The organism is Staphylococcus simulans (assembly GCF_003043455.1).
In the GTDB taxonomy this organism is placed as follows: Bacteria; Bacillota; Bacilli; order Staphylococcales; family Staphylococcaceae; genus Staphylococcus; species Staphylococcus simulans_A.
The window spans coordinates 1-20,666 of the sequence record NZ_PZGG01000024.1; the positions used below are offsets into that span (position 1 = coordinate 1).

The 20,666-nt window shown below is 35.3% G+C and carries 23 protein-coding genes and 1 other annotated feature; all 23 genes read right to left on the minus strand.

Translation table 11 applies throughout. From position 1 onward, the window contains the following. Window positions 1-2,168 (minus strand): DNA internalization-related competence protein ComEC/Rec2 (locus BU038_RS05755; protein ID WP_107605220.1); only part of this gene is annotated, 2,168 nt, incomplete at its 3' end. Between the two features lie 7 nt (window positions 2,169-2,175). Continuing rightward, complete coding sequence (locus BU038_RS05760; RefSeq protein ID WP_107605221.1) at window positions 2,176-2,637, minus strand: ComE operon protein 2; 462 nt, start codon at window positions 2,635-2,637, stop codon at window positions 2,176-2,178. A gap of 70 nt (window positions 2,638-2,707) precedes the next feature. Continuing rightward, window positions 2,708-3,391, minus strand: coding sequence for a ComEA family DNA-binding protein (locus tag BU038_RS05765; RefSeq protein ID WP_107605222.1), 684 nt, complete (start codon window positions 3,389-3,391; stop codon window positions 2,708-2,710). 49 nt (window positions 3,392-3,440) lie between these two features. Next, window positions 3,441-4,157, minus strand: coding sequence for a class I SAM-dependent DNA methyltransferase (locus BU038_RS05770; RefSeq protein WP_107605223.1), 717 nt, complete (start codon window positions 4,155-4,157; stop codon window positions 3,441-3,443). Continuing rightward, complete coding sequence (gene rsfS / locus BU038_RS05775; protein WP_107605224.1) at window positions 4,158-4,508, minus strand: ribosome silencing factor; 351 nt, start codon at window positions 4,506-4,508, stop codon at window positions 4,158-4,160. Then, window positions 4,509-5,093: a bis(5'-nucleosyl)-tetraphosphatase (symmetrical) YqeK gene (gene yqeK, locus BU038_RS05780; protein ID WP_107605225.1), complete on the minus strand. Its 585-nt coding sequence runs from the start codon at window positions 5,091-5,093 to the stop codon at window positions 4,509-4,511. Continuing rightward, window positions 5,083-5,655 (minus strand): nicotinate-nucleotide adenylyltransferase, encoded by a 573-nt coding sequence (locus BU038_RS05785; RefSeq protein ID WP_107605226.1) that lies wholly within the window; start codon window positions 5,653-5,655, stop codon window positions 5,083-5,085. Before BU038_RS05785 ends, yqeK begins: the two co-directional genes overlap by 11 nt. Window positions 5,656-5,658: 3 nt before the next feature. After that, complete coding sequence (gene yhbY, locus BU038_RS05790) at window positions 5,659-5,949, minus strand: ribosome assembly RNA-binding protein YhbY (protein ID WP_107605227.1); 291 nt, start codon at window positions 5,947-5,949, stop codon at window positions 5,659-5,661. Then, window positions 5,950-6,759, minus strand: coding sequence for a shikimate dehydrogenase (aroE, locus tag BU038_RS05795; protein WP_107605228.1), 810 nt, complete (start codon window positions 6,757-6,759; stop codon window positions 5,950-5,952). Between the two features lie 12 nt (window positions 6,760-6,771). Next, window positions 6,772-7,869 (minus strand): ribosome biogenesis GTPase YqeH, encoded by a 1,098-nt coding sequence (gene yqeH / locus BU038_RS05800; protein ID WP_107605229.1) that lies wholly within the window; start codon window positions 7,867-7,869, stop codon window positions 6,772-6,774. Beyond that, entirely contained in the window at window positions 7,870-8,397 is a 528-nt protein-coding gene (locus BU038_RS05805) for a YqeG family HAD IIIA-type phosphatase (RefSeq protein WP_002481093.1), read from the minus strand. A gap of 20 nt (window positions 8,398-8,417) precedes the next feature. Beyond that, a complete protein-coding gene (locus BU038_RS05810) occupies window positions 8,418-9,104 on the minus strand; it encodes a 5'-methylthioadenosine/adenosylhomocysteine nucleosidase (protein WP_107605230.1) in 687 nt (228 codons plus the stop codon). Window positions 9,105-9,311: 207 nt separating this feature from the next. Further along, window positions 9,312-9,794 carry a transcription elongation factor GreA gene (greA, locus tag BU038_RS05815; protein WP_002481095.1) on the minus strand — a complete coding sequence of 161 codons (483 nt, stop codon included), beginning with the start codon at window positions 9,792-9,794 and terminating at the stop codon, window positions 9,312-9,314. 25 nt (window positions 9,795-9,819) lie between these two features. Continuing rightward, entirely contained in the window at window positions 9,820-10,446 is a 627-nt protein-coding gene (udk, locus tag BU038_RS05820) for a uridine kinase (protein WP_107605231.1), read from the minus strand. Continuing rightward, window positions 10,446-11,717, minus strand: coding sequence for a peptidase U32 family protein (locus tag BU038_RS05825; protein WP_107605232.1), 1,272 nt, complete (start codon window positions 11,715-11,717; stop codon window positions 10,446-10,448). Before BU038_RS05825 ends, udk begins: the two co-directional genes overlap by 1 nt. Before the next feature lie 12 nt (window positions 11,718-11,729). After that, the gene (locus BU038_RS05830; protein ID WP_107605233.1) at window positions 11,730-12,653 is read right to left on the minus strand and encodes a peptidase U32 family protein; all 924 of its coding nucleotides are present in this window, start codon (window positions 12,651-12,653) and stop codon (window positions 11,730-11,732) included. Next, complete coding sequence (locus BU038_RS05835; protein ID WP_107605234.1) at window positions 12,650-13,291, minus strand: O-methyltransferase; 642 nt, start codon at window positions 13,289-13,291, stop codon at window positions 12,650-12,652. Before BU038_RS05835 ends, BU038_RS05830 begins: the two co-directional genes overlap by 4 nt. Window positions 13,292-13,534: 243 nt before the next feature. After that, window positions 13,535-13,846 (minus strand): DUF1292 domain-containing protein, encoded by a 312-nt coding sequence (locus BU038_RS05840; RefSeq protein WP_107605235.1) that lies wholly within the window; start codon window positions 13,844-13,846, stop codon window positions 13,535-13,537. Between the two features lie 24 nt (window positions 13,847-13,870). After that, window positions 13,871-14,296, minus strand: a complete 426-nt coding sequence (gene ruvX / locus BU038_RS05845; protein WP_107605236.1) for a Holliday junction resolvase RuvX — start codon at window positions 14,294-14,296, stop codon at window positions 13,871-13,873. A 3-nt stretch (window positions 14,297-14,299) separates the two neighbouring features. Beyond that, window positions 14,300-14,563 carry an IreB family regulatory phosphoprotein gene (locus BU038_RS05850; protein WP_107605237.1) on the minus strand — a complete coding sequence of 88 codons (264 nt, stop codon included), beginning with the start codon at window positions 14,561-14,563 and terminating at the stop codon, window positions 14,300-14,302. A gap of 68 nt (window positions 14,564-14,631) precedes the next feature. After that, the gene (alaS, locus tag BU038_RS05855) at window positions 14,632-17,262 is read right to left on the minus strand and encodes an alanine--tRNA ligase (RefSeq protein WP_107605238.1); all 2,631 of its coding nucleotides are present in this window, start codon (window positions 17,260-17,262) and stop codon (window positions 14,632-14,634) included. Window positions 17,263-17,339: 77 nt separating this feature from the next. After that, window positions 17,340-17,510, minus strand: a binding site (T-box leader). Between the two features lie 61 nt (window positions 17,511-17,571). Next, window positions 17,572-19,986: an SF1B family DNA helicase RecD2 gene (gene recD2 / locus BU038_RS05860; RefSeq protein WP_107605239.1), complete on the minus strand. Its 2,415-nt coding sequence runs from the start codon at window positions 19,984-19,986 to the stop codon at window positions 17,572-17,574. Window positions 19,987-19,988: 2 nt separating this feature from the next. After that, window positions 19,989-20,657, minus strand: coding sequence for a tetratricopeptide repeat protein (locus BU038_RS05865; RefSeq protein ID WP_107605240.1), 669 nt, complete (start codon window positions 20,655-20,657; stop codon window positions 19,989-19,991). Window positions 20,658-20,666: the final 9 nt, after the last annotated feature.

A 20,666-nucleotide genomic window follows, 5' to 3' on the forward strand; every position in this document is an offset into this window, starting at 1 on the left:
GTATTAAATAGCTTTGTATCTATTTGTTTTAATCGTTCTATTACAACTTTATTTGGCAGTTTATATACATTGTTTTGACCGCTAGAAATAATGCTATATGAAGGATGAATTGTATTTAAAAATGTTTCACTGTTACTTGTTTTACTGCCATGATGACCAACTTTTAATATATCTATTTTAGGAACCTTATAATTCGATAATAATTTCTGTTCGTTTTTTACTGTCGCATCTCCAGTCGTTAAAATATTGTATGACTTTGTTTGTATTAAAGCCATAATCGAATGATCATTTAGATCAGCGCTTTGAGTAATTGCTGCGTTATAAAAAGTTATTTTATTTTCCCCTAGTTTTAAAGAAGAGATATTATTAACATCCAATAAAGTGGTTCTAAATTTATGACACATGTCGTTTAACTGCATTAATGCAGGTGTTGGGTAACTTTTAAAATTGACAATTAAATGTTTGATATGAACATGACTAATAATATAGTCCAACTCACCGATATGATCAGCATGAGGATGCGTAATAATAATATAATCTAAAGAGGAAATCCCCCTTTTACGTAATGTAGGCAGCACATGAAACTTATTGATGGAATGAGAAACATTAGTATGATTGAAATTAAATATCTCATTTTCATTTTGCGCTTTACCACCAGTATCTATTAAAACGCGTTGACGATTCTCAGTTTCAAATAAAAATGAATCTCCTTGTCCTACATTAAGTGCTGTGAATCTTAAATGCGGAATAGAAGTCGTATAAGTAATTAGGATACTTCCTAGTATAAAAACAATTGTACTATTTTTCATTTTGCCTTGTGTAATTAATGCCAACATCAATACGAGCCAAAACAGAGTACCTATTAATAAAGTATTGTTCATATCTCCTACAAACCATCTAAGAGTCGTTAAATTCTTAAAAATTGGAATTAAAAGCGTGTCATGCACCCAATAGGATATTTCTATCACTTTATTTAAGATAAGATTGGTATTAAAAAATTGATAATAGAAAAATGTGACGATAGCAATGGGAAATAAAATGAATGAATAAAAAGGTATAAATAAGAAGTTTGCGATAAAACCTATCCACTGTATTTGATTAAAATGAAAAGCGCTCACTAAAAAGGAACCAATTTGGGCAATCAATTTCATTACATACATAGATTGTATAGGCTTTATTTTTTTAAAAACTGGAGAACATAACATTATGAAAAAAGTAATTAAAAATGAGAACTGAAAACCAATATCTAGAACAATATCAGGATTTGTAATACATAAAAAGAGAAAAACAACCGCTAATATATCTAATAATGAGTGGTAAAACCTTTTAGGAAGTATCATCACTAAAGACATACAGAGTATTGCTCTTAAAGCACTCGGTGCAAAGTTAGTATAATAAGCAAAAATAAATAAAGTGAAAATAATAAAAGCTTTAGTAATAAAAAGAGGGATTGAGAAGCGATTAAAGATAAAGTAGAATATTGACGCAATAACAACAACATGTGAGCTGCTTACAGCTAATAAATGATAAATACCAATTTCTTTATCAAGTTCAATTGATTTTTGATCGATGTAACTAACGTCCCCTGTAATCATGGCATAAGTGTTTTGCCAATTTGGAGAATATTGTTTCAGTCGCATGAGAGAAAATGCTTTATGTCTTTCTATTATGGAATCAATAGAATTCGAGTCAATTTGAGAACAAGAATTAAGATTAATCTTTTTTGCTATTATTGAAATGGCATTATTAAAATCTGAATCGACTTTTATTTGCCCTTCTACATGACAACTCACGTTAGATGATAGCTTTTTAAAATCTTCAAATTGATTCTGGTGCTTTGGAAAATAAAAAAGTTTAACCGAATTTCCATATATCTTAGTATTTCCTTCAACATATTTATCGTTTTTAATTTTTATTTGAGTCATTTCAACACGACTATTAAAATATCTATGATTCTTAAACCACTGGAAATTTTGATTTGTTGATGAAATATGGCTAGTAAAAAACCAATAACTTATTATAGGTTGACATAATATCAATATGGTTAATAAATGGGTGAGTCTTCTTTTATAAATTATCAAAAATAATAAGCCAGCAAGTGCAAATGCAAGTGGCTTATTATATAAGAATAAGATGCCGTCTAAAAATGCAAGTGCAATATATATCAAATATGAATCACTTCTTTGTTAAAAATTCTGCAACTTGATCAGCATCAAATGGTATTTTTTTATATTCAATCCCTGATTGTTTCAGCAGTTTTAAAGCATACTCATGATTATGATAGTCTTTAGCATAATAAATCTTTTTAATACCCGCTTGAATAATGGATTTCGTACAGTTCAAACATGGGAAATGTGTAACATATATTGTGGCACCTTCAGTTGAAACACCTTGTTTCGCACACTGCAGAATAGCATTCATTTCAGCATGTATTGTTCTAATACAATGCCCATCTTCCATTAAACAACCTTCGTCAATACAATGTACTTCGCCTGCTACTGAACCGTTATAACCCCCAGCTATGATTCGATTATCTTTAACAATTGTGGCACCTACAGACAATCTAGTACATGTCGAACGAAGTGATAATAAATGGCTTTGAGCCATAAAGTATTCTTCCCATTTAATTCTTTCCACACTTTGAACCTCCTTTGTCTTATAGCAATACTATTTTATAACAAATCTGAACGGTAATAAATCATTATTGCTAAACTGTAAAATATTCTTTTAATTTCTCAAATGATTTTACCCCTATGCCTTTAACATTCTTTAATTGATCTACGCTGTTAAACGGTCCTTTTGTTTCTCTAAACTCTATTATTGCTTTTGCTTTAGATGGCCCTAAGCCGTTTACAGTAGTTAATTCATTTTCTTTGGCACTATTTAGATTTACCTTAGTTTGTGGTGATTTATTAGAACTTATTGCACTAGCATTATTGATACCAATACTAGTTGTAGAATTTTGACCTTTTTCAGGTATAAATATCATTTTTTGATCTGTTAGCTTCTCTGAAAGATTAATAGTTGTTAGGTCAGCCTTGCTTGTAAGCTTCGCTTTATTTAATACATCTTTGATACGTTGATTATCATTCATTTCATAAATATCAGGATGCTCAACAGCACCTTTGACATCTACTACAACTACTTTTGTTTTTCTATTCTTTTCACCATCTATATTTGCATCATTGCTAGCTTCTTTTCTTTTCGAAACATGCGGTTTATCCTTGTCGAACTGAGTACTACTTTTATTTTGTAGAATTGATTCAATCTCTTGATTGCTATTATTCAGATGCATATTGTATACAAAAAAGGCCATCACTATGAGTGCAACAATAGCTATCCAAGAGAAACGTTTATATTGATTATAGTAGTGCTTTAAGTTTTCTAGCATAAAAAATTCACTCCTTTATCAATTAAACGTACAAAGGAGTGAATTTACTTTATTTTTTTACAATGAAGAATAAGCGATCACTTTGTTCATCATGATTAGCAGTATCAAAATCATAAAATGTATTGATGTGATTAAAACCAACTTCTTTAAGCATATCAGTATATTCTTGTTCGCTAAATGTTCTTTGGTAGTGTTCTTCGTCAAAACGACGATACTTACCATCATCTTGACATTCAAAGAAAGTCATATAATGCCATACACTATTAGGTAAATCACCTTGTATTGCTTCCCATGCTAAGAAGATATGCTCTGTCTCATCAATATAGTTTTGGTTAGCAAATAAGGTATTCATTTTAAACACTGAGTGCACATCAAAGATAAATGTCCCGTCAGCATTTAAATGACGATATACATGCTTAAACGTCTTAATAACGCCACTTTGATCAGTAATGTAATTTAATGAATCACACAAGATAGTGATAACATCAAAATTTTGATTTAATTCAAATTCTGTCATATCACCTTCAATCCATCTTACTGAATCAGACTTTTTAGAAGCAACTGCAAGCATGTCACTACTTATGTCCATACCTGTAACGCTTTTAAAGTCTGTTAATATAGTCGTTAAACTACCTGTACCACAGCCGATATCTAATATGCTGTCACGCTTTGGTGTAGCTTTATGAATAATATCTAACCATTGGTCATAAGATTGATCTTGTGTAAGTTCATCGTAATACTGGCTAAAGCCTTCGTACTGACTCATTTAATAAGCTTCCTCATATGTTTTCATAGGCGCGTCTCTATAAAGCTTTTCGATATTATAGTAACCACGTTCATCTTTGTGGAAAATATGAACGATAACACCTGATAAATCTAATAAAATCCATCTTGCTTCATGAAGACCTTCAAACACTGAAACATTAATACCTTCTTTATCTGCTGCTTCTTTTACAGCTCTGCCGATTGCTTGTACTTGTCGTTCGTTATTACCATGACAAATAACAAAGTAATCCGCCATATCATGAATGCCTTCTAAATCAAGAGAAATAACTTCTTCTGCTTTTTTACTTTCAACTGCGTTAATCGCTATATCTAAAATTTGTTCTACTTGCATTTAATCATCCTTTATTCTTTCATCACTGAAATTATAGTAGTTTAAACAATCAATCGTCGCTTTGTACACGCTGATATCTTTACCAATTAAAAATAGCACTGTTCTTTTAGAAATTTCATAAATTGTTTGATCTAAGTTACCGGGTTTCTCTGCCATTTCTCTAATTTCTTCAACACCTGGTATTTCTCTTTTTGGTTCAATATAGTCTGCTATAAAAACCAATTTTTCTGTCTTTGTCATTTGTGCGCGACCAGTCGTATGATAATGAATGGCAGCTAATACTTCTTCATCAGTAATACCATACTTCTCTTTCATAATAACCGCACAGACTGGACCATGTAAAATTTCTGAACCATAACTTAATAAATCTGGATCTAAATTATGCTGGCCGACAATTTGATACATATATCCTAAATCATCATATTTTGAGTAGTCATGTAATACACCTGCTAATTCAGCCTTTTCCACGTCCCCTTTGTGGATTTCCGCTAAATGTTTAGCTGTTTCGGCTACTCTTAGTGAATGTTTATAACGCTTCTTTGGTAATTTTTCTTCGACTAGTTTGATAGCTTCTTCAATTTTCATATAATCGCTCCCTTCTGATATATGATTCAACCTGTCTAGGAACTAGAATTTGTATTGATTCACCTGATTGTACGCGATGACGTATCAATGATGAGCTGATATCAATTCTAGGTATCCTTACAGCTATCATTCCTTCTGCTACATCCTGTACTTCTTTTCCTCGATTAACCACTACAAATGTAACAATTTGTTTAAGTTCTTCAATGCGATACCACCGTTCTAATTGATCGTATTGATCTGTACCAATGATAAAGAAAAGATTTGAGTCGGGATGGGCAGATTTAAATGCTTGTAATGTATCATACGTATAACTTTGACCTTGTCGTTCAATTTCGTCTAGGCATACTTCACCGAAACCTAATTCTTCTGTAGCAATTTCTAACATCTTTAGACGATGTGATGTATTTAATTCAGAATTATGACTTTTAAGTGGTGACATATAACTTGGTAGAAATAAAAAACGATCTGGTTTTAATTGGTGATATACCTCACTTGCAACAGCCATGTGTGCTGTATGAATTGGATTGAATTGGCCCCCATATAATACAATCGACTGTGTCATTGATTATGGTAATTCGATTTGTTTATTTTCTTTTGATTCTTTGTATAAAACAATCATAGACCCAATCACTTGTACCAATTCACTTTTTGTTGCTTCACTTACAGCACGTGCAAGTTCGTTTTTATCATCCATATTATTTTGTAAGATATGGATTTTAATTAACTCTCTATTTTCTAAAATTTCATCCAGTTGCTCAATCATGTTCTCATTTAATCCTGCTTTACCAATTTGGAAAGTGGGATTCACATGATGGGCTTTGCTTCTTAAAAATCTTTTTTGTTTACCTGTCAGCATCTAATTTCTCCTTTTTAATTGTTCAATTACAGCAGTTTTCATCGCTTCTGTATCCGCTTCTTCCCCCGTCCATATTTTAAAGCTCTCAGCTCCTTGATTTACAAACATATCTAGACCATTATAAATCGGATTTCCTTTCGCTTCAGCTAATGCTAATATAGGCGTTTTAGCGGGTACATAGACAATATCACTAACGAGCGTATGAGACGCTAGGTTGTCTAACGAGATTACTACATCTTTATTTTTATTCATTCCAGCAGGCGTCGTATTAATCACAATATCAAATTGATTTAATGCTTTCTCAGCATCATCCAACGTCAATTGTTCAACAGTTAAATCCCAAGTATCAAATCTGCGCATAGTACGATTAGCAACAGTTAACGGTGCTTTAACAATAGCATCTAAAGCAGCTGCTAACCCTTTACTTGCACCACCTGCAGCAATCAATAATATTTTCGCATTTTCTAAATCAGGATATACTTCCTGCAGTCCTTTGACATAACCAATACCGTCAGTGTTATAACCGAACCAACGGCCGTTTTCAATTTTCACTGTATTAATCGCACCAATAGTTTGCGCATGGCTATCTATCTCATCCAGATAAGGAATAATACTTTCCTTATGCGGGATTGTGATATTAAATCCATCCAGCTGTTTTTCATTTATAATTTCTTTAATTAAATGAAAATGCTTAGGTGGAATGTTGAGTGCTTCATACGTGTCATCTCGATTTAACGCTTTAAAGTTAGCGTCGTGCATAATCGGAGATAACGAGTGGTCAATGGGATGACCGATTACCGCAAATTTCATACCTATCACCTGCTACATGATTGAATTTCTAAGTACAACATCGACTGATTTTGGAACTCTGACAATCACTTTAGCACCAGGGCCAATAGTAATAAACCCTAGTCCTGCTATCATGATGTCTTTCTTCTCTTTACCCGTTTCTAGGCGTACTGCTTTCATTTCATCTAAATTAAAATCATCTTTATTACTTGGTGGTGCTAATAATTTGCCAATTTGCGTACGCCATAATTCATTCGCTTTTTCAGTTTTAGTACGATGAATCGGCAAATTATTAGAGAAGTAACATACTAATGGGCGTTTACCGCCAGAAACATAATCGATACGTGCTAATCCGCCGAAGAAGAGCGTTTGTCCTTCATTAAGCTGATAAACACGTTGTTTTACTTCCTTATTCGGCATGATTTGTTTAAGTTCTTTTTCAGAAACATAATGCGTCATTTGATGATCTTGAATGACACCAGGTGTATCATACATAAATGATTGATCGTCTAACGGAATATCAATTAAATCTAATGTTGTCCCTGGGAATCGTGATGTTGTCACAACATTCTTTTCACCCACGCTTTGTTCAATCAATTTATTGATTAGCGTAGATTTTCCAACATTAGTTGTCCCTACAATATAAACATCTTCATGTTTACGATGTTGTTGAATCGCTTCTAATAAATCTTGGATACCATATCCCTTCTCTGCAGAAAGTAATACAACATCTTCAGCTTGTAAGCCATACTTACGTGCAGATTTCTTCAGCCATTCTTTAACGCGACGTTTGTTAATTTGTTTAGGTAACAAATCAATTTTATTCGCTGCTAGGATAACTTTTTTATTTCCGACAATACGTTTTAAAGCATTAATAAAAGAACCTTCAAAATCAAAGATATCTACAACATTGACGACAAGCCCTTTTTTATCTGCCAAATGATTTAATAAGTCTAAAAAGTCTTGGCTATCCATGCCGACATCTTGAATTTCATTATAATTTTTTAATCTGAAGCAGCGTTGACATATCACATCTTCTTTATGCAGATTGTGCGCTGGCACATAACCTGGTTTCTTTGGATCTTCAGCTTGTAGTGTTGCTCCGCATCCAATACATTTCGTTTCTGCCAATCAATTTTCCTCCCATTTAATATAGCCTTTTCTTTTATATCTGTGTAATAAACGTCTTTCAATAATTCGGTTGAATTTTGTGATAAAGCCATCTGTTTTTTTCACAGGTACAACCATAACTGTATACATACCACGTCGATTGCCGCCAAAGACGTCTGTCATCATTTGATCTCCAATCACTACAGTTTCCTCTGGTTTTAGTCCCATACGTTCTGAGGCATGTTTGAATGCTTTGCCCATTGGTTTTTTCGCTTCAAAAATATAGTTGACCTTAAGTGGTTGGCAGAAACTGGAAACTCTGCCTTGATGGTTATTTGAAACCACAGTTACTTTGATACCTTTTTCATTCAACATATTGAACCAATGAATGACTGCCGGTGTCGGGTCAGCTTCGTCCCAACCTACTAATGTATTATCTAAATCCGTTATAACACCTTTGATTCCATTTTCTGCTAATTGATCAAAATCTATTTCATGGATTGATTTTACATAAGCATTTGGCATAAAATTCCTACTTAAAATTCCCATTACTTTTATCCACCTTATCTTTATAATGATTTCAACATTTGTAATACAGTTTCACTAGATGTTTTCGCTGCTTCTCCTATGAATTCATCAAATGTAATATTTGCTTCGCCATTTGCTAAATCTGATACTGCTCTTGTGATTATAAACGGCGTGTTAAATTGATAACAAGTCTGTGCAATCGCTGCAGATTCCATCTCTACCGCCATAGCTTTAGGGAAATGTGCTTTTATATATTCACGTTGTTTCACTTCTCCGATAAAGCTGTCACCGCTGACAATCATACCTAAGCGACCAGTTAAGTTCTGCTTCTCAATTACAGCTTGTGCTAATTCTGCTAAGTTATCATCCGCTTCATACGCAATCGGCATATTCGGAATTTGTCCCAACTCATAACCGAACGCTGTCGCATCTGCATCATGATACATTGCTTCAGTTCCGATTAAGACATCACCGACTTGCAACGAATGATCTAACGCCCCTGCAGAACCTGTATTTAAAATTGCTTTTGGGGAGAATTGTTGAATAAGTAAAGCAGTAGATATACTTGCGTTAACTTTACCAATACCGCTTAACGTCAAGACGACTGCTTTATCATTGATCTTACCTTTATAAAATTTTACATGAGCAATGGTAATTTCTTCTAATTCTTCAATATGTTCTTTTAAAATCATTATTTCTTCTTCCATTGCACCAATGATACCTATCATGGTCATTTCCCCTTTCAAATTAACTATCAGTGATATTTTATCATAATTTGTCTAGTGCAACGACCAAAGTCATTGCGCAGCACAATAATCACATAAAAAAGGTTGGCGCCTTACTCTTGTCCATTTGAAGCAACCTTCAAACAAAAGTATCACCAACCCTTTGTCATTCATTTATAAGTAAGCACGTTCTGCTTCGGTTATAAATGATTATTGTGATTGAATATTAGTAATTTTTACTTTCATTTCTGCACCGTTTGGAAGAGGTACACGAACTTCATCTTCTAGGTGTTTACCGATTAAGCTTTTCGCAATCGGTGACTCGTTTGAAATTTTGCCATTAAATGCATCCGCTTCTGCAGACCCAACAATTTGATACACTTCTTCATCACCATCAGGAAGTTCAACAAACGTTACAGTTTTCCCGATTTGTACCACATTATTATCGCCTGTGTCTTCGATAATCAATGCATTACGAATCATGTGTTCAATACGTTGGATATCTTGTTCGATAAAACCTTGTTCATCTTTCGCTGCATCATACTCAGAGTTCTCAGATAAGTCCCCGAAAGAACGTGCAACTTTAATTTTTTCAACGACTTCAGGTCGTTTAACGGTTTTTAATTCTTCAAGTTCTTGTTCTAGTTTTTCAAAACCTTCTTGGGTCATTGGATATTGTTTTTGATTTTCCATATTTTCATCTTCCTTTACTCAAGTGTTACTGTTGATTTTGTATTAATGATTGGATTTTTGTCGTCATTATATCGATAGCAACTTTATTGCTGCCGCCTTCTGGGATAATAATATCCGCATAACGTTTCGTCGGTTCGATAAATTGATTATGCATTGGACGAACGACAGACATATATTGTTCAATGACAGATTCCATAGAACGACCGCGTTCTTTTGTATCGCGCATCAAGCGTCTTAAGATACGTAAATCTGCATCTGTATCGACATAAATCTTAACATCCATTAAATCACGTAATGTTTTGTTTTCTAGTGCAAATATTCCTTCTACGATAATAACATCTTTCGGTTGAAATGCAATGGTTTCAGGGCTTCTCGTATGATTGACATAATCATACGTCGGCACTTCTACTGGTATACCATTGCGTAAATCTATTAAGTTTTGTATCAATAAATCATTATCGAACGCAAATGGATGATCATAATTTGTTTGTAAGCGTTCTTCAAATGTTAAATGTGATTGGTCTTTATAATAGTAGTCTTGCGCAATTAATGCAACACTATGACCTTCTAAATTGTGCAGAATTTCGTTTGTGACTGAGGTTTTACCTGATCCAGATCCGCCTGCAATGCCTATAATGGTAGTGGCTTTCATTATCCTATTTCCTTTCGCATCATGTTGTTTGGATAAATATCATGATCAACTTTAAATTGAACAATTTGGAGTGGATGACGTGCACCATCTAATGCATTGCCTTCTTCGTCATAAATGGCTTCAACCACTTGTGTAAAGTTCTCAATTTCAGGGCCGAAAAATTCAATCTCTTGTCCAGGTTTGAAATGATTACGTTGTTGAATGGTCGCCATTTTAGTTTCTTTATCATAATCTAAGACTAAACCGCAGAAATCATAAGGTGTTTTCTTATTAGACTCATTACCGAACATTTGCTGTTGATAACCAGGTGTCCCTTCAAAGAATGAAGAAGCTGTATCTCTGTTGGCACATTTATCTAATTCCATCAACCACTCTGGTTTGATTTTAAAGTTGTCAGGATCTGCTGCATAAGCATCAATTACTTTACGATAAACAGAAACAACAGTCGCAATATAGTGAATGGATTTCATACGTCCTTCGATTTTAAGCGAATCAATACCGATATCCATCATGTTTGGAATAGATTCGATTAATTTCAAGTCTTTTGGACTCATCGCAAAAGGTACGACCTCTTCTTCTTTATAAAATAAATCTAAGTCTCCATCTTCATCGACTTCTAATAAATCGTAATCCCAACGACAACTTTGACAGCAGCCGCCTCGGTTAGAGTCACGTGCTGTCATATGATTACTTAACGTACAACGACCAGAATATGCGATACACATTGCACCGTGGATGAAAGCTTCGATTTCGATATCAACTTTATCTTTCATTTCTTTCATTTCCATAGCACCTGTTTCACGTGCAAGCACGACGCGATCTAATCCTTCTTCTTTCCAATACTCTACTGCTTTATAGTTACTTAGAGATTGTTGTGTTGATAAATGAATTTCAAGTTTAGGTGCAACGCGTTTGCATGTTTCAATAATGAGCGGGTCAGCCACAATAATGCCTGTTGCGCCTGTAGCTTCTAGATTTCTTAGATACCCTTCTAAGCCATCCATATTTTCATCATGCGCAATGATGTTGGTAGTCACATAAATTTTTGCGCCGTATTGTGCTGCAAAGTCCACGCCTTCTTTGATTTCTTCCATTGTGAAGTTATCAGCATTAGAACGGAGTCCGTATTCTTGTCCGCCTAAAAAGACTGCGTCTGCACCATAATGTACAGCAATTTTAAGTTTTTCCAAGTTACCCGCAGGTGCAAGCAACTCTGGTTTTTTCACTTGGCGTTTAGGTTGTGTTTTTACTTCTTTAACTTGAGTAACCAAGATTTTTCCTCCTTAATAAACGGTATGTTTGAATAAGAATCCTTCATCGAATGGTCGATGGTCTGGTTGAATAGCTTCAATCGGATCAACGAGCATGAATTTTTCATCTTCATAAGCTTCAGGGTCTTCATGATATAAATCAATGGCTTCTCTATATTGTTCTGTACATACATTGATATATTCTTCTGTATGTAACACACCATCAATTTTCAAACTATCGATACCCGCTTCAAGTAACGGCTCTAACTCTTCAATCAAGCAGATATCATTCGGTGACATAATATGTGTACCGTTATAATCTTCAAACACCGGATATTGATTTTCACGCTCTTCATCATATAACAATAAATCCTTGTTTGTTTCGTTACGTTTTATCTTCATTTGTCTGTCTTGGAAGGTATAGTAATTACCTAACAACATACGTTTTGATTGGAACATACATGTCATGCCATGTACTTGTACTTCGATCTCAACTTCAGCATGTGCTTTAATATTCAAGATTTCTTCTAAATTCAATTCACGCGCAAGTACTGCTCGTTTCGCACCGCGTTTACCCCAGTAGTTACATTGGAAGTAATTCGTCACTAACGCTTCAGCATCCCAATTTAAAGGAATTGGGTCTTGTTGTGCTTTGACATACATGACGACTGCCGGGTCTCCGAAGATGATGCGGTCTACTCTGATTTCATGTAAGAAATCAATATAATCTTCGACTGCATTCAGGTGATAGTTATGAAAAATACCGTTTACTGCAGCATAGGCTTTTTTGCCATGGGCATGAATTAATTCAACCGCTTCTCTCATCGCAGTACGATCAAATTCACCTGCTAAGCGCAAACCGAACTTTTGTTCGCCTATCACAAAAGCGTCAGCACCTTTTTCAATTAAAGTCTCAATATGTGCGACTGATTTAGGTGTCACGAGTAATTCTGTCATTTCGAGTCTCCTTTTACGGCTATTGCTAAACCGTCTTCTATATCTAAAAAGTTTGTTTGATATGCTTCGTTGTCATTTAACCATGCGTTGAACTTTTGAATTTTCTTTACCATTTGTTTAATGTTTCTGCTGCGTACAATGTCAATATCAGCTACAAAATCGTGATATAAAATATTATCAATCACAACAAGTCCGCCAGATCGCAGCAACGGTGTATACAATTCAAAGAATTTCTTCGTTTGTGCTTTTGCTGCATCAATAAATATCATATCGAATTGTTGATCAGCTACTTCGTCATACGTTTCTCTCGCATCTCCATAAATCATATGAATTTGGTTTTGATAACCAAATTGTTCGATATTTTGTTTCGCTTGTTGATACATGTTTTCATCACGTTCTATGGTCCATATCTGCACAGAAGCATCCACAGACGCAAAATGCATGGCACTATAACCAATAGCGGTACCGATTTCTAAAATACGCTTAGGCTGATGGATGCGTATCAACTGTTTAATCATATCTAATGATAAAGGATGAATAATCGGTACCTCATGTTCTATCGCATAAGGTCTTAATGTTTCTAATGGATGGGAATGCTTTTGTGTCAACGCAACTAAATAACTTTCATTTTTGCTCATAGTTCTCTTCCTTTATCCATACAATGTACAAAAGAATAAAAATAAATCAGTCGCAGTTTGACTGATTCTTATATCGCTGTTGCACATATCATTATTTAACTTTACATATTTTACCATAAAACCTATTGAATATTAAGTACTCAGAATGAATATCTGTAAAATACTTTTTTGATATACGAACAAGGTTTCGTTTTTGATGCATGAAAAAAGCGGAGGTTAGCCCTCCGCTTCATAATTGCTCATTTATTCCATTTCAGTGTTTACGATTTCTTCAATCATGTCCCACTCTTCTTCAGTTTCAACTGGTAAGAATTTACCGCCGTCACCTGATTCATCTGGGACATTGATCATTGGAATTAATTCAATCATATCATCATCGTCTGAAGTTTCGCCTTCTTCAGCTAAAATGACATATTCTTTGTCAAATTCAGGATGATAAAATTCTAATACTTTACGATAAAGTACCTCATTACCTTCTTCATCGAATAAAGTTAATAACTCTTCATCGTTATTGATTTGTAATTCCGCTTCTTGGTTTTGATTTTTCTCTGACATAAATAACGCTCCTTTTACGGTAAATTAAAGTGAATCTAAATAGCCTTGCAAGATAAACACAGCAGCCATTTTATCAATAACTTTGCTGCGTTTTTTTCTAGAAACATCTGCTTCTAACAATGACCTTTCAGCTGCCATTGTACTTAGGCGCTCATCCCACATTACCACTTTAATATCTGGTAATGCTTCAAGGAGTGCTTCTTTGTATTTTAACGAAGCTTCGCCTCTAAATCCAATAGAATTATTCATGTTCTTCGGTAACCCTATGACGACAGTATCTGCATCCTCTTGTTTTATGATAGCTGCCAAGCGGTCTATACCTAATTCATTTTCTTCTTCATTGATTCGGAGTGTATCTAAGCCTTGAGCAGTCCAACCCATTAAATCGCTCACAGCAACGCCGACTGTTTTGCTGCCAACATCTAATCCGATAATTTTATGTGATAACATCTATTATTCTTTATCTGAGACCTTTAAATAATAAGAAACAAGTTCTTCCATGATATCATCACGATCGATACGTCTGATTTGATTTCTTGCTTCATTATGACGTGGAATATATGCAGGATCTCCTGAAAGTAAATATCCTACTATTTGGTTAACTGGATTGTAACCACGTTCTTCAAGGGTACGATACACATTAGTCAGCACGGATTTAACATCATCTTTTGGTACTTCTTCAATATTGAAACGCATTGTTTTATCAAAATTGTTCATTTTACTACACACTCCTTCTACTATAGTAGGCTGATACATTCTCTATTCTACATGAGAGTGCAAGGAGATTATAGTGATTTAATGTAGTTTTTAATGAATTGTAATGCATCTGTTATCTTACTTGGCTCACTGCCGCCGCCTTGTGCCATATCTGGACGGCCGCCGCCTTTACCGCCGACAACGGGTGCCATTTCTTTGATAATATCGCCTGCTTTGACTTTATCAGTCTCTGATTTCGGTACAGTCGCAACTAAAGCAACTTTACCGCCGACATCACTTGCTAAGATAATCACTGCATCTTGAAGTTTAGATTTGAAATCATCCATTGTTTGTCTTAATGCTTTTGCGTTGTCTGCTTCTACTTGCAACGCTAAGACTTTCAAACCATTGATGTCTTCAACTTGATCATCTAAGCTGCCCATTTTAAGTGCAGTGATTTCTTGATTGCGTTGTTCTAATTGCTTATGCAATTGTTTTTCGCTGTCAATCAAGTGTTCGACTTTTTCAGCCACTTGTGTATCATCTTTGGCTTTCACTAATTGTTTTACGTCGTTGAATTTATCTTGAATACCTTCTAGATATAAGAATGCTGCTTTGCCTGTTAAAGCTTCAATACGTCTGACACCTGCACCAGTACCTGATTCGCTGACAATTTTAAACAGACCGATTTCTGATGTGTTTTGAACATGGATACCGCCGCATAATTCAATTGAGAATGGTTTCATATCTACGGCACGTACAATATCACCATATTTTTCACCGAATAGTGCCATTGCTCCTGACGCTTTCGCTTCTTCAATCGGCATTTCTTTGATTGTAACGTTGATGCCTTTCCAAATTTGTTCGTTAACGCGACGTTCAATTTGTTCTAACTCTTCTTTCGTCACTGGACCAAAATGAGAGAAGTCGAAGCGTAAACGTTCACCTTCAACAAGTGAACCTGCTTGGTTGACATGATCGCCTAGTACTTCTTTAAGTGCTGCATGCAATAAGTGTGTCGCACTGTGGTTTTTCGTAATCGCACGGCGTTCTTCATGATTTACAGAAGCATCAACTTGTGCACCTGTAGTCACTTGACCGAATTGAACGACACCTTTATGCAAGTTTTGACCATTAGGCGCTTTTGTAACTTCTGTGACTTCAATTTCAAAGTTTTCGTTGCCGACTGTACCTTGGTCAGCCACTTGTCCACCTGATACAGCGTAGAATGGAGTTTGTTTTAAGATGAAGAAAACTGTTTCACCAGCATCTGCTTGTTCTACCGCTTCACCATTATAAATTAAGTCTGTCAACTCAGTTTGATAATCCGTATGCGTATAACCGACAAATTCACTCTCTGTTGTGATATTTTTTAACACTTCACTTTGAATCTGCATTGATTGTGAATTTTGACGTGCTTGACGTGCACGGTCTCTTTGTTGCTGCATTTCTGATTCGAATGTCGCCATATCGACACTTAAGCCTTCATTCCCAGCAATTTCTTCAGTCAATTCAACTGGGAAGCCATACGTATCATATAACTTGAACGCATCTTCACCTTTGATGATTTTATCGCCGTTTTTTGCTGTTTTAATAAATTGATTTAAAATTGCTAAACCTTCTTCTAGTGTTTCGTGGAAACGTTCTTCTTCAGATTTAATAACACGTTTAATGAAGTCTGCTTTTTGTTTTACTTCTGGATAGTAAGGTTCCATAATGTCCGCTACTGTATCCACAAGTTCATACATAAATGGTTTGTTGATATCTAATGATTGGCTGAAACGTACTGCACGGCGTAATAAACGACGTAACACGTAACCGCGACCTTCATTTGCTGGTATAGCACCGTCACCAATAGCAAATGCAATGGTTCTGATATGGTCAGCAATCACTTTAAATGCGACATCTTGCGTTGCATCTTCTTGGTATTTCTTACCTGAAATTTTTTCAACTTCTTCAATAATTGGAATAAATAGGTCAGTTTCGTAGTTCGTACGCACATTTTGTGCGATAGACGCCATACGTTCTAGACCCATGCCGGTATCAATGTTTTTATTTGGAAGTGGTGTATACGTGTGATCAGGATTATGGTTGAATTCACTGAATACTAAGTTCCAAACTTCAAGATAACGTTCATTTTCGCCACCTGGATACATTTCTTCTGCTGGATCATCTTGACCATACTCTGGACCGCGGTCATAGAAGATTTCTGTATTAGGACCTGAAGGGCCTTCACCGATATCCCAGAAGTTGCCTTCAATACGGATAATGCGGCTTTCATCTAAACCAATAACATCATGCCATAAATCGAATGCTTCCATGTCTTCAGGGTGAATCGTCACGTATAATTTTTCGGGTTCCATGCCCATCCAACGATCACTAGTTAAGAATTCCCAAGCAAATTCAATTGCTTCACGTTTGAAATAATCACCAATAGAGAAGTTTCCTAACATTTCAAAGAAAGTATGGTGACGTGCAGTAAAACCAACGTTTTCAATGTCGTTTGTACGAATCGCTTTTTGCGCATTCACAATACGTGGTTTTTTCGGAATTTCTCGTCCATCAAAGTATTTCTTCAATGTCGCAACCCCTGAGTTGATCCATAATAATGAATCATCATCAATTGGTACTAAAGGTGCAGAAGGTTCGACCATATGTCCATTTTCTTTAAAGTAATCAATGAAATTTTGTCTGATTTCACTTGCTTTTAATTGCTTCATAAATAACTCACTCCTAATCTACATATTTAAAACATTGCCGTATGTGTTCTTTCGCAAAATAAAAATGCATCCATCCTCAAAGGGACGAATGCATCGCGGTACCACCCTAGTTATGCAGCAAATTTTACTGCATCACTCTTATTCTTATACGGACTGACATAAAGTAGCGTTCAGCAAAGTTTGCGATACCTTTCACCACCCGGTACCTCTCTGATGCATGACTTTTGCTTACTCGGCTTTATGCGAATTAATTTTATTTTAGTCTGACAGACTTTAAAAGTCAACATATATCATACTTCACACAACACTTTATTCATGGTTAAAGGTATAGGGTGTGACCTTGCCCATACCGATCATCGGGTCAATTTCATAAATTGTTGCTTCTGTTAATTCGACTAATTGCTGTGATGGTGCTGATTGCGTTTGATTCTCAACTTTTGTTTGGTTGGTCTCGTCATTCGCTTCACCTTCAGTTCCGAAATAATCTCTTAACAGTTGCGCAAGACGTGTCATACGAACTTGCCCATGTGTCTTCATACCAATATCAAACGCTTGGCTGTCACCTAGGAAAACTAAAGATTGTTTTGCACGTGTCAAACCTGTATAAATAATCGGTCTCTGCAACATGCGATAATATTGTTTCACAATCGGCATAATGACTATCGGAAATTCTGACCCTTGTGCTTTATGAATAGACGTACAATACGCATGTGTTAATTCCATCATATCTTGTTTCGTAAAGGTAATTTCATTACCTTCGAAATCAACGACAAGTATATCTTTATTTAATTCGTTTTCTCGAGCCCAGAAAATACCGACAATCACACCAATATCGCCATTAAAGATATTGTCATTCGGGCGGTTTACAAGTTGTAAGACTTTATCACCTTTTCTAAAGACCGCTTCTCCAAACTCAATCTCTCTCGCATCCTCTGCCTTAGGATTCAAGATATCTTGTAGCACTTTATTCAAACGCTTAATCCCAGCACTGCCGCGATACATCGGTGCTAAGACTTGAATATCGCTCATATCATAACCTTTTTTAACCGCAGAGCTCACAACTTTATTAACCACATCTGGGATTTGTTCAGCTGTACATGGAATAAAGCTGCGGTCATGGAAACGTTCTGTGATATCTATCGGCTGACCTAATTTCATTTTATGTGCCAATTCAATAATACTAGAACCATCTTGTTGACGGTAAACTTCAGTAAGATTGACACGTGGAATCACTTTCGCATCAATCAAATCTTTAAACACTTGTCCTGGACCGACTGAAGGCAGCTGATCTTCATCTCCGACTAAAATAATTTGCGCATCAATCGGTACCGCATTTAAGAATTGATGGAACAACCAGGTATCTACCATCGACATTTCATCAATAATGATTAACTTTGCGGTAATTTCATTTTCTAACACGTCTTCAGGTTTGGTATCCTGGCTCCAACCGATTAAGCGGTGAATGGTCATCGCTTCAAGTCCTGTAGATTCTTGTAAACGTTTGGCTGCACGTCCTGTCGGTGCGGCAAGCGCAATTGGATAATCATCTTCTTGGTAATCATCATACGACAATGATAAACCGTGTGTTTCAGCATAGAGTTCAACGATGCCTTTAATGACAGTAGTTTTACCTGTACCAGGGCCTCCTGTCAATAACATCACTTTAGAATTGATGGCTGTCTCTAAAGCTTCTTTTTGAGAAGACGCATAGCTGACTTCATTCATCTCTTCTATTTCACCAATATTCATTTGTAAGTCAGATTGTTCGATATTCTCTAATTTGGATTGATGCGATGCGATACGGTACAGATTCTGTACACTTTTGACCTCTGAATAATATAAGCTTGGTATGGACAGTGTTTCATCCGCTTCAACCAACTTACTTTCTTCGGTCAATTCAAGTATCATTTTCTCTAACATACTGATATCTATTGTTTGTTCATAACCCTTGCTTAACATTTCAAGAGAGGTTTCTAATACATAATCTTTAGGTAGAAATGTATGCCCTTGTTTAATACACTCTTCTTCTATTGTATAAAGCAGCCCAGCTTTTAAGCGCTCTGGCGCATTATATTCTATGCCTAAATTTTTAGCTAAGGTATCTGCTTTTTGGAAACCAACGCCACGCACATCATAAACGAGATCGTATGGATTTTTCTCAATCGTTTGTAAAGTATCGCTTTGATAGACTTGATAGATGCTCATCGCTAATTTTGGACCGAAGCCTAAATCGTGTAGTCTAATCATAATTTTTTCTACTTCTTGGTTACTATAAATTTGATCAGCGATTTGACTTTGTTTCTTTTTAGATAAGTTGGGCACATCTTCTAATACCGAACGATCATCTAAAATTTTATTAATAGTATTTTCACCGAGCGTATTTACGATATTTTCCGCTGTTTTCTTACCGATTCCTTTAAATAAATCACTGGATAAGTAGCTGATTATCGCATCTTTGGTTTGTGGTACTTCTTTCTCAAACGTTTCTGCTTTTAATTGTTTACCGTATCTCGGATGTGTCACAGCTTGACCTTTGAAGGTATATACATCGCCTTCAGCAATTTCAGGAAAGAACCCCACAATTGTAGGCATATTATCAAAATCTTCATTGGTTTCAATCGGATCTACTTTTAGAACGGTATAAAAATTGTCTTTATTTTGAAATAAGATTGCTTCTACTGTTCCTTTGACCATCGAATAGTCAAACAATGTAGGGTTCTCCAAATTTATTCCTCCTCTGCATCAAATTGGGTGAATGTTTTAAGTGCATGCTGACTTAATAAATGTTCTGGATCAATCTCTATTGCTTTTTCAAAGTATGGGATTGCTTCATAGATTTCTTCAGTAAACATATAACCCGCTAAACCACGGTTATATAATGCGTCTGTATGTTTAGGATTTATAGTTAACACGGTATCTAATTGTTTAACAGCTTGATCAAATAGTTCCAAATGGCATAGGACTAAGCCATATTGGAATTGAATTTCTTCATCTTGATTTTGATCAAGTTCTGCAGCACGCATAAGGAAAGGTAATGCAGATTTATAGTCACCTAAGTTATTAAATGACATCCCTATCATATAATTGGTATCCGCTTCATCGACACCTGTTTGGAGTGCTTGTTGATAAAGTTTAATCGCATCATTATAACTTTCCGCATTATAATAAACATTTGCTAAATTATAATAAATTGCACCGTTATTCGGATCGATAGTTAAGGCTTTTTGGAAAAATTTCTCAGCTTTTTCTACTTCACCTGCTTCCGCAAGTAAAATACCTGAATTAATGTAGTTTTCAATATCTTCAGGATGTGCATCAATATTTTCAAACAGTGCTTTTAACGCTGCTTCAAATTGACCTTCTTTAATTAACTGATAAATTTCTTCTTGTTTCATACTTAGTCC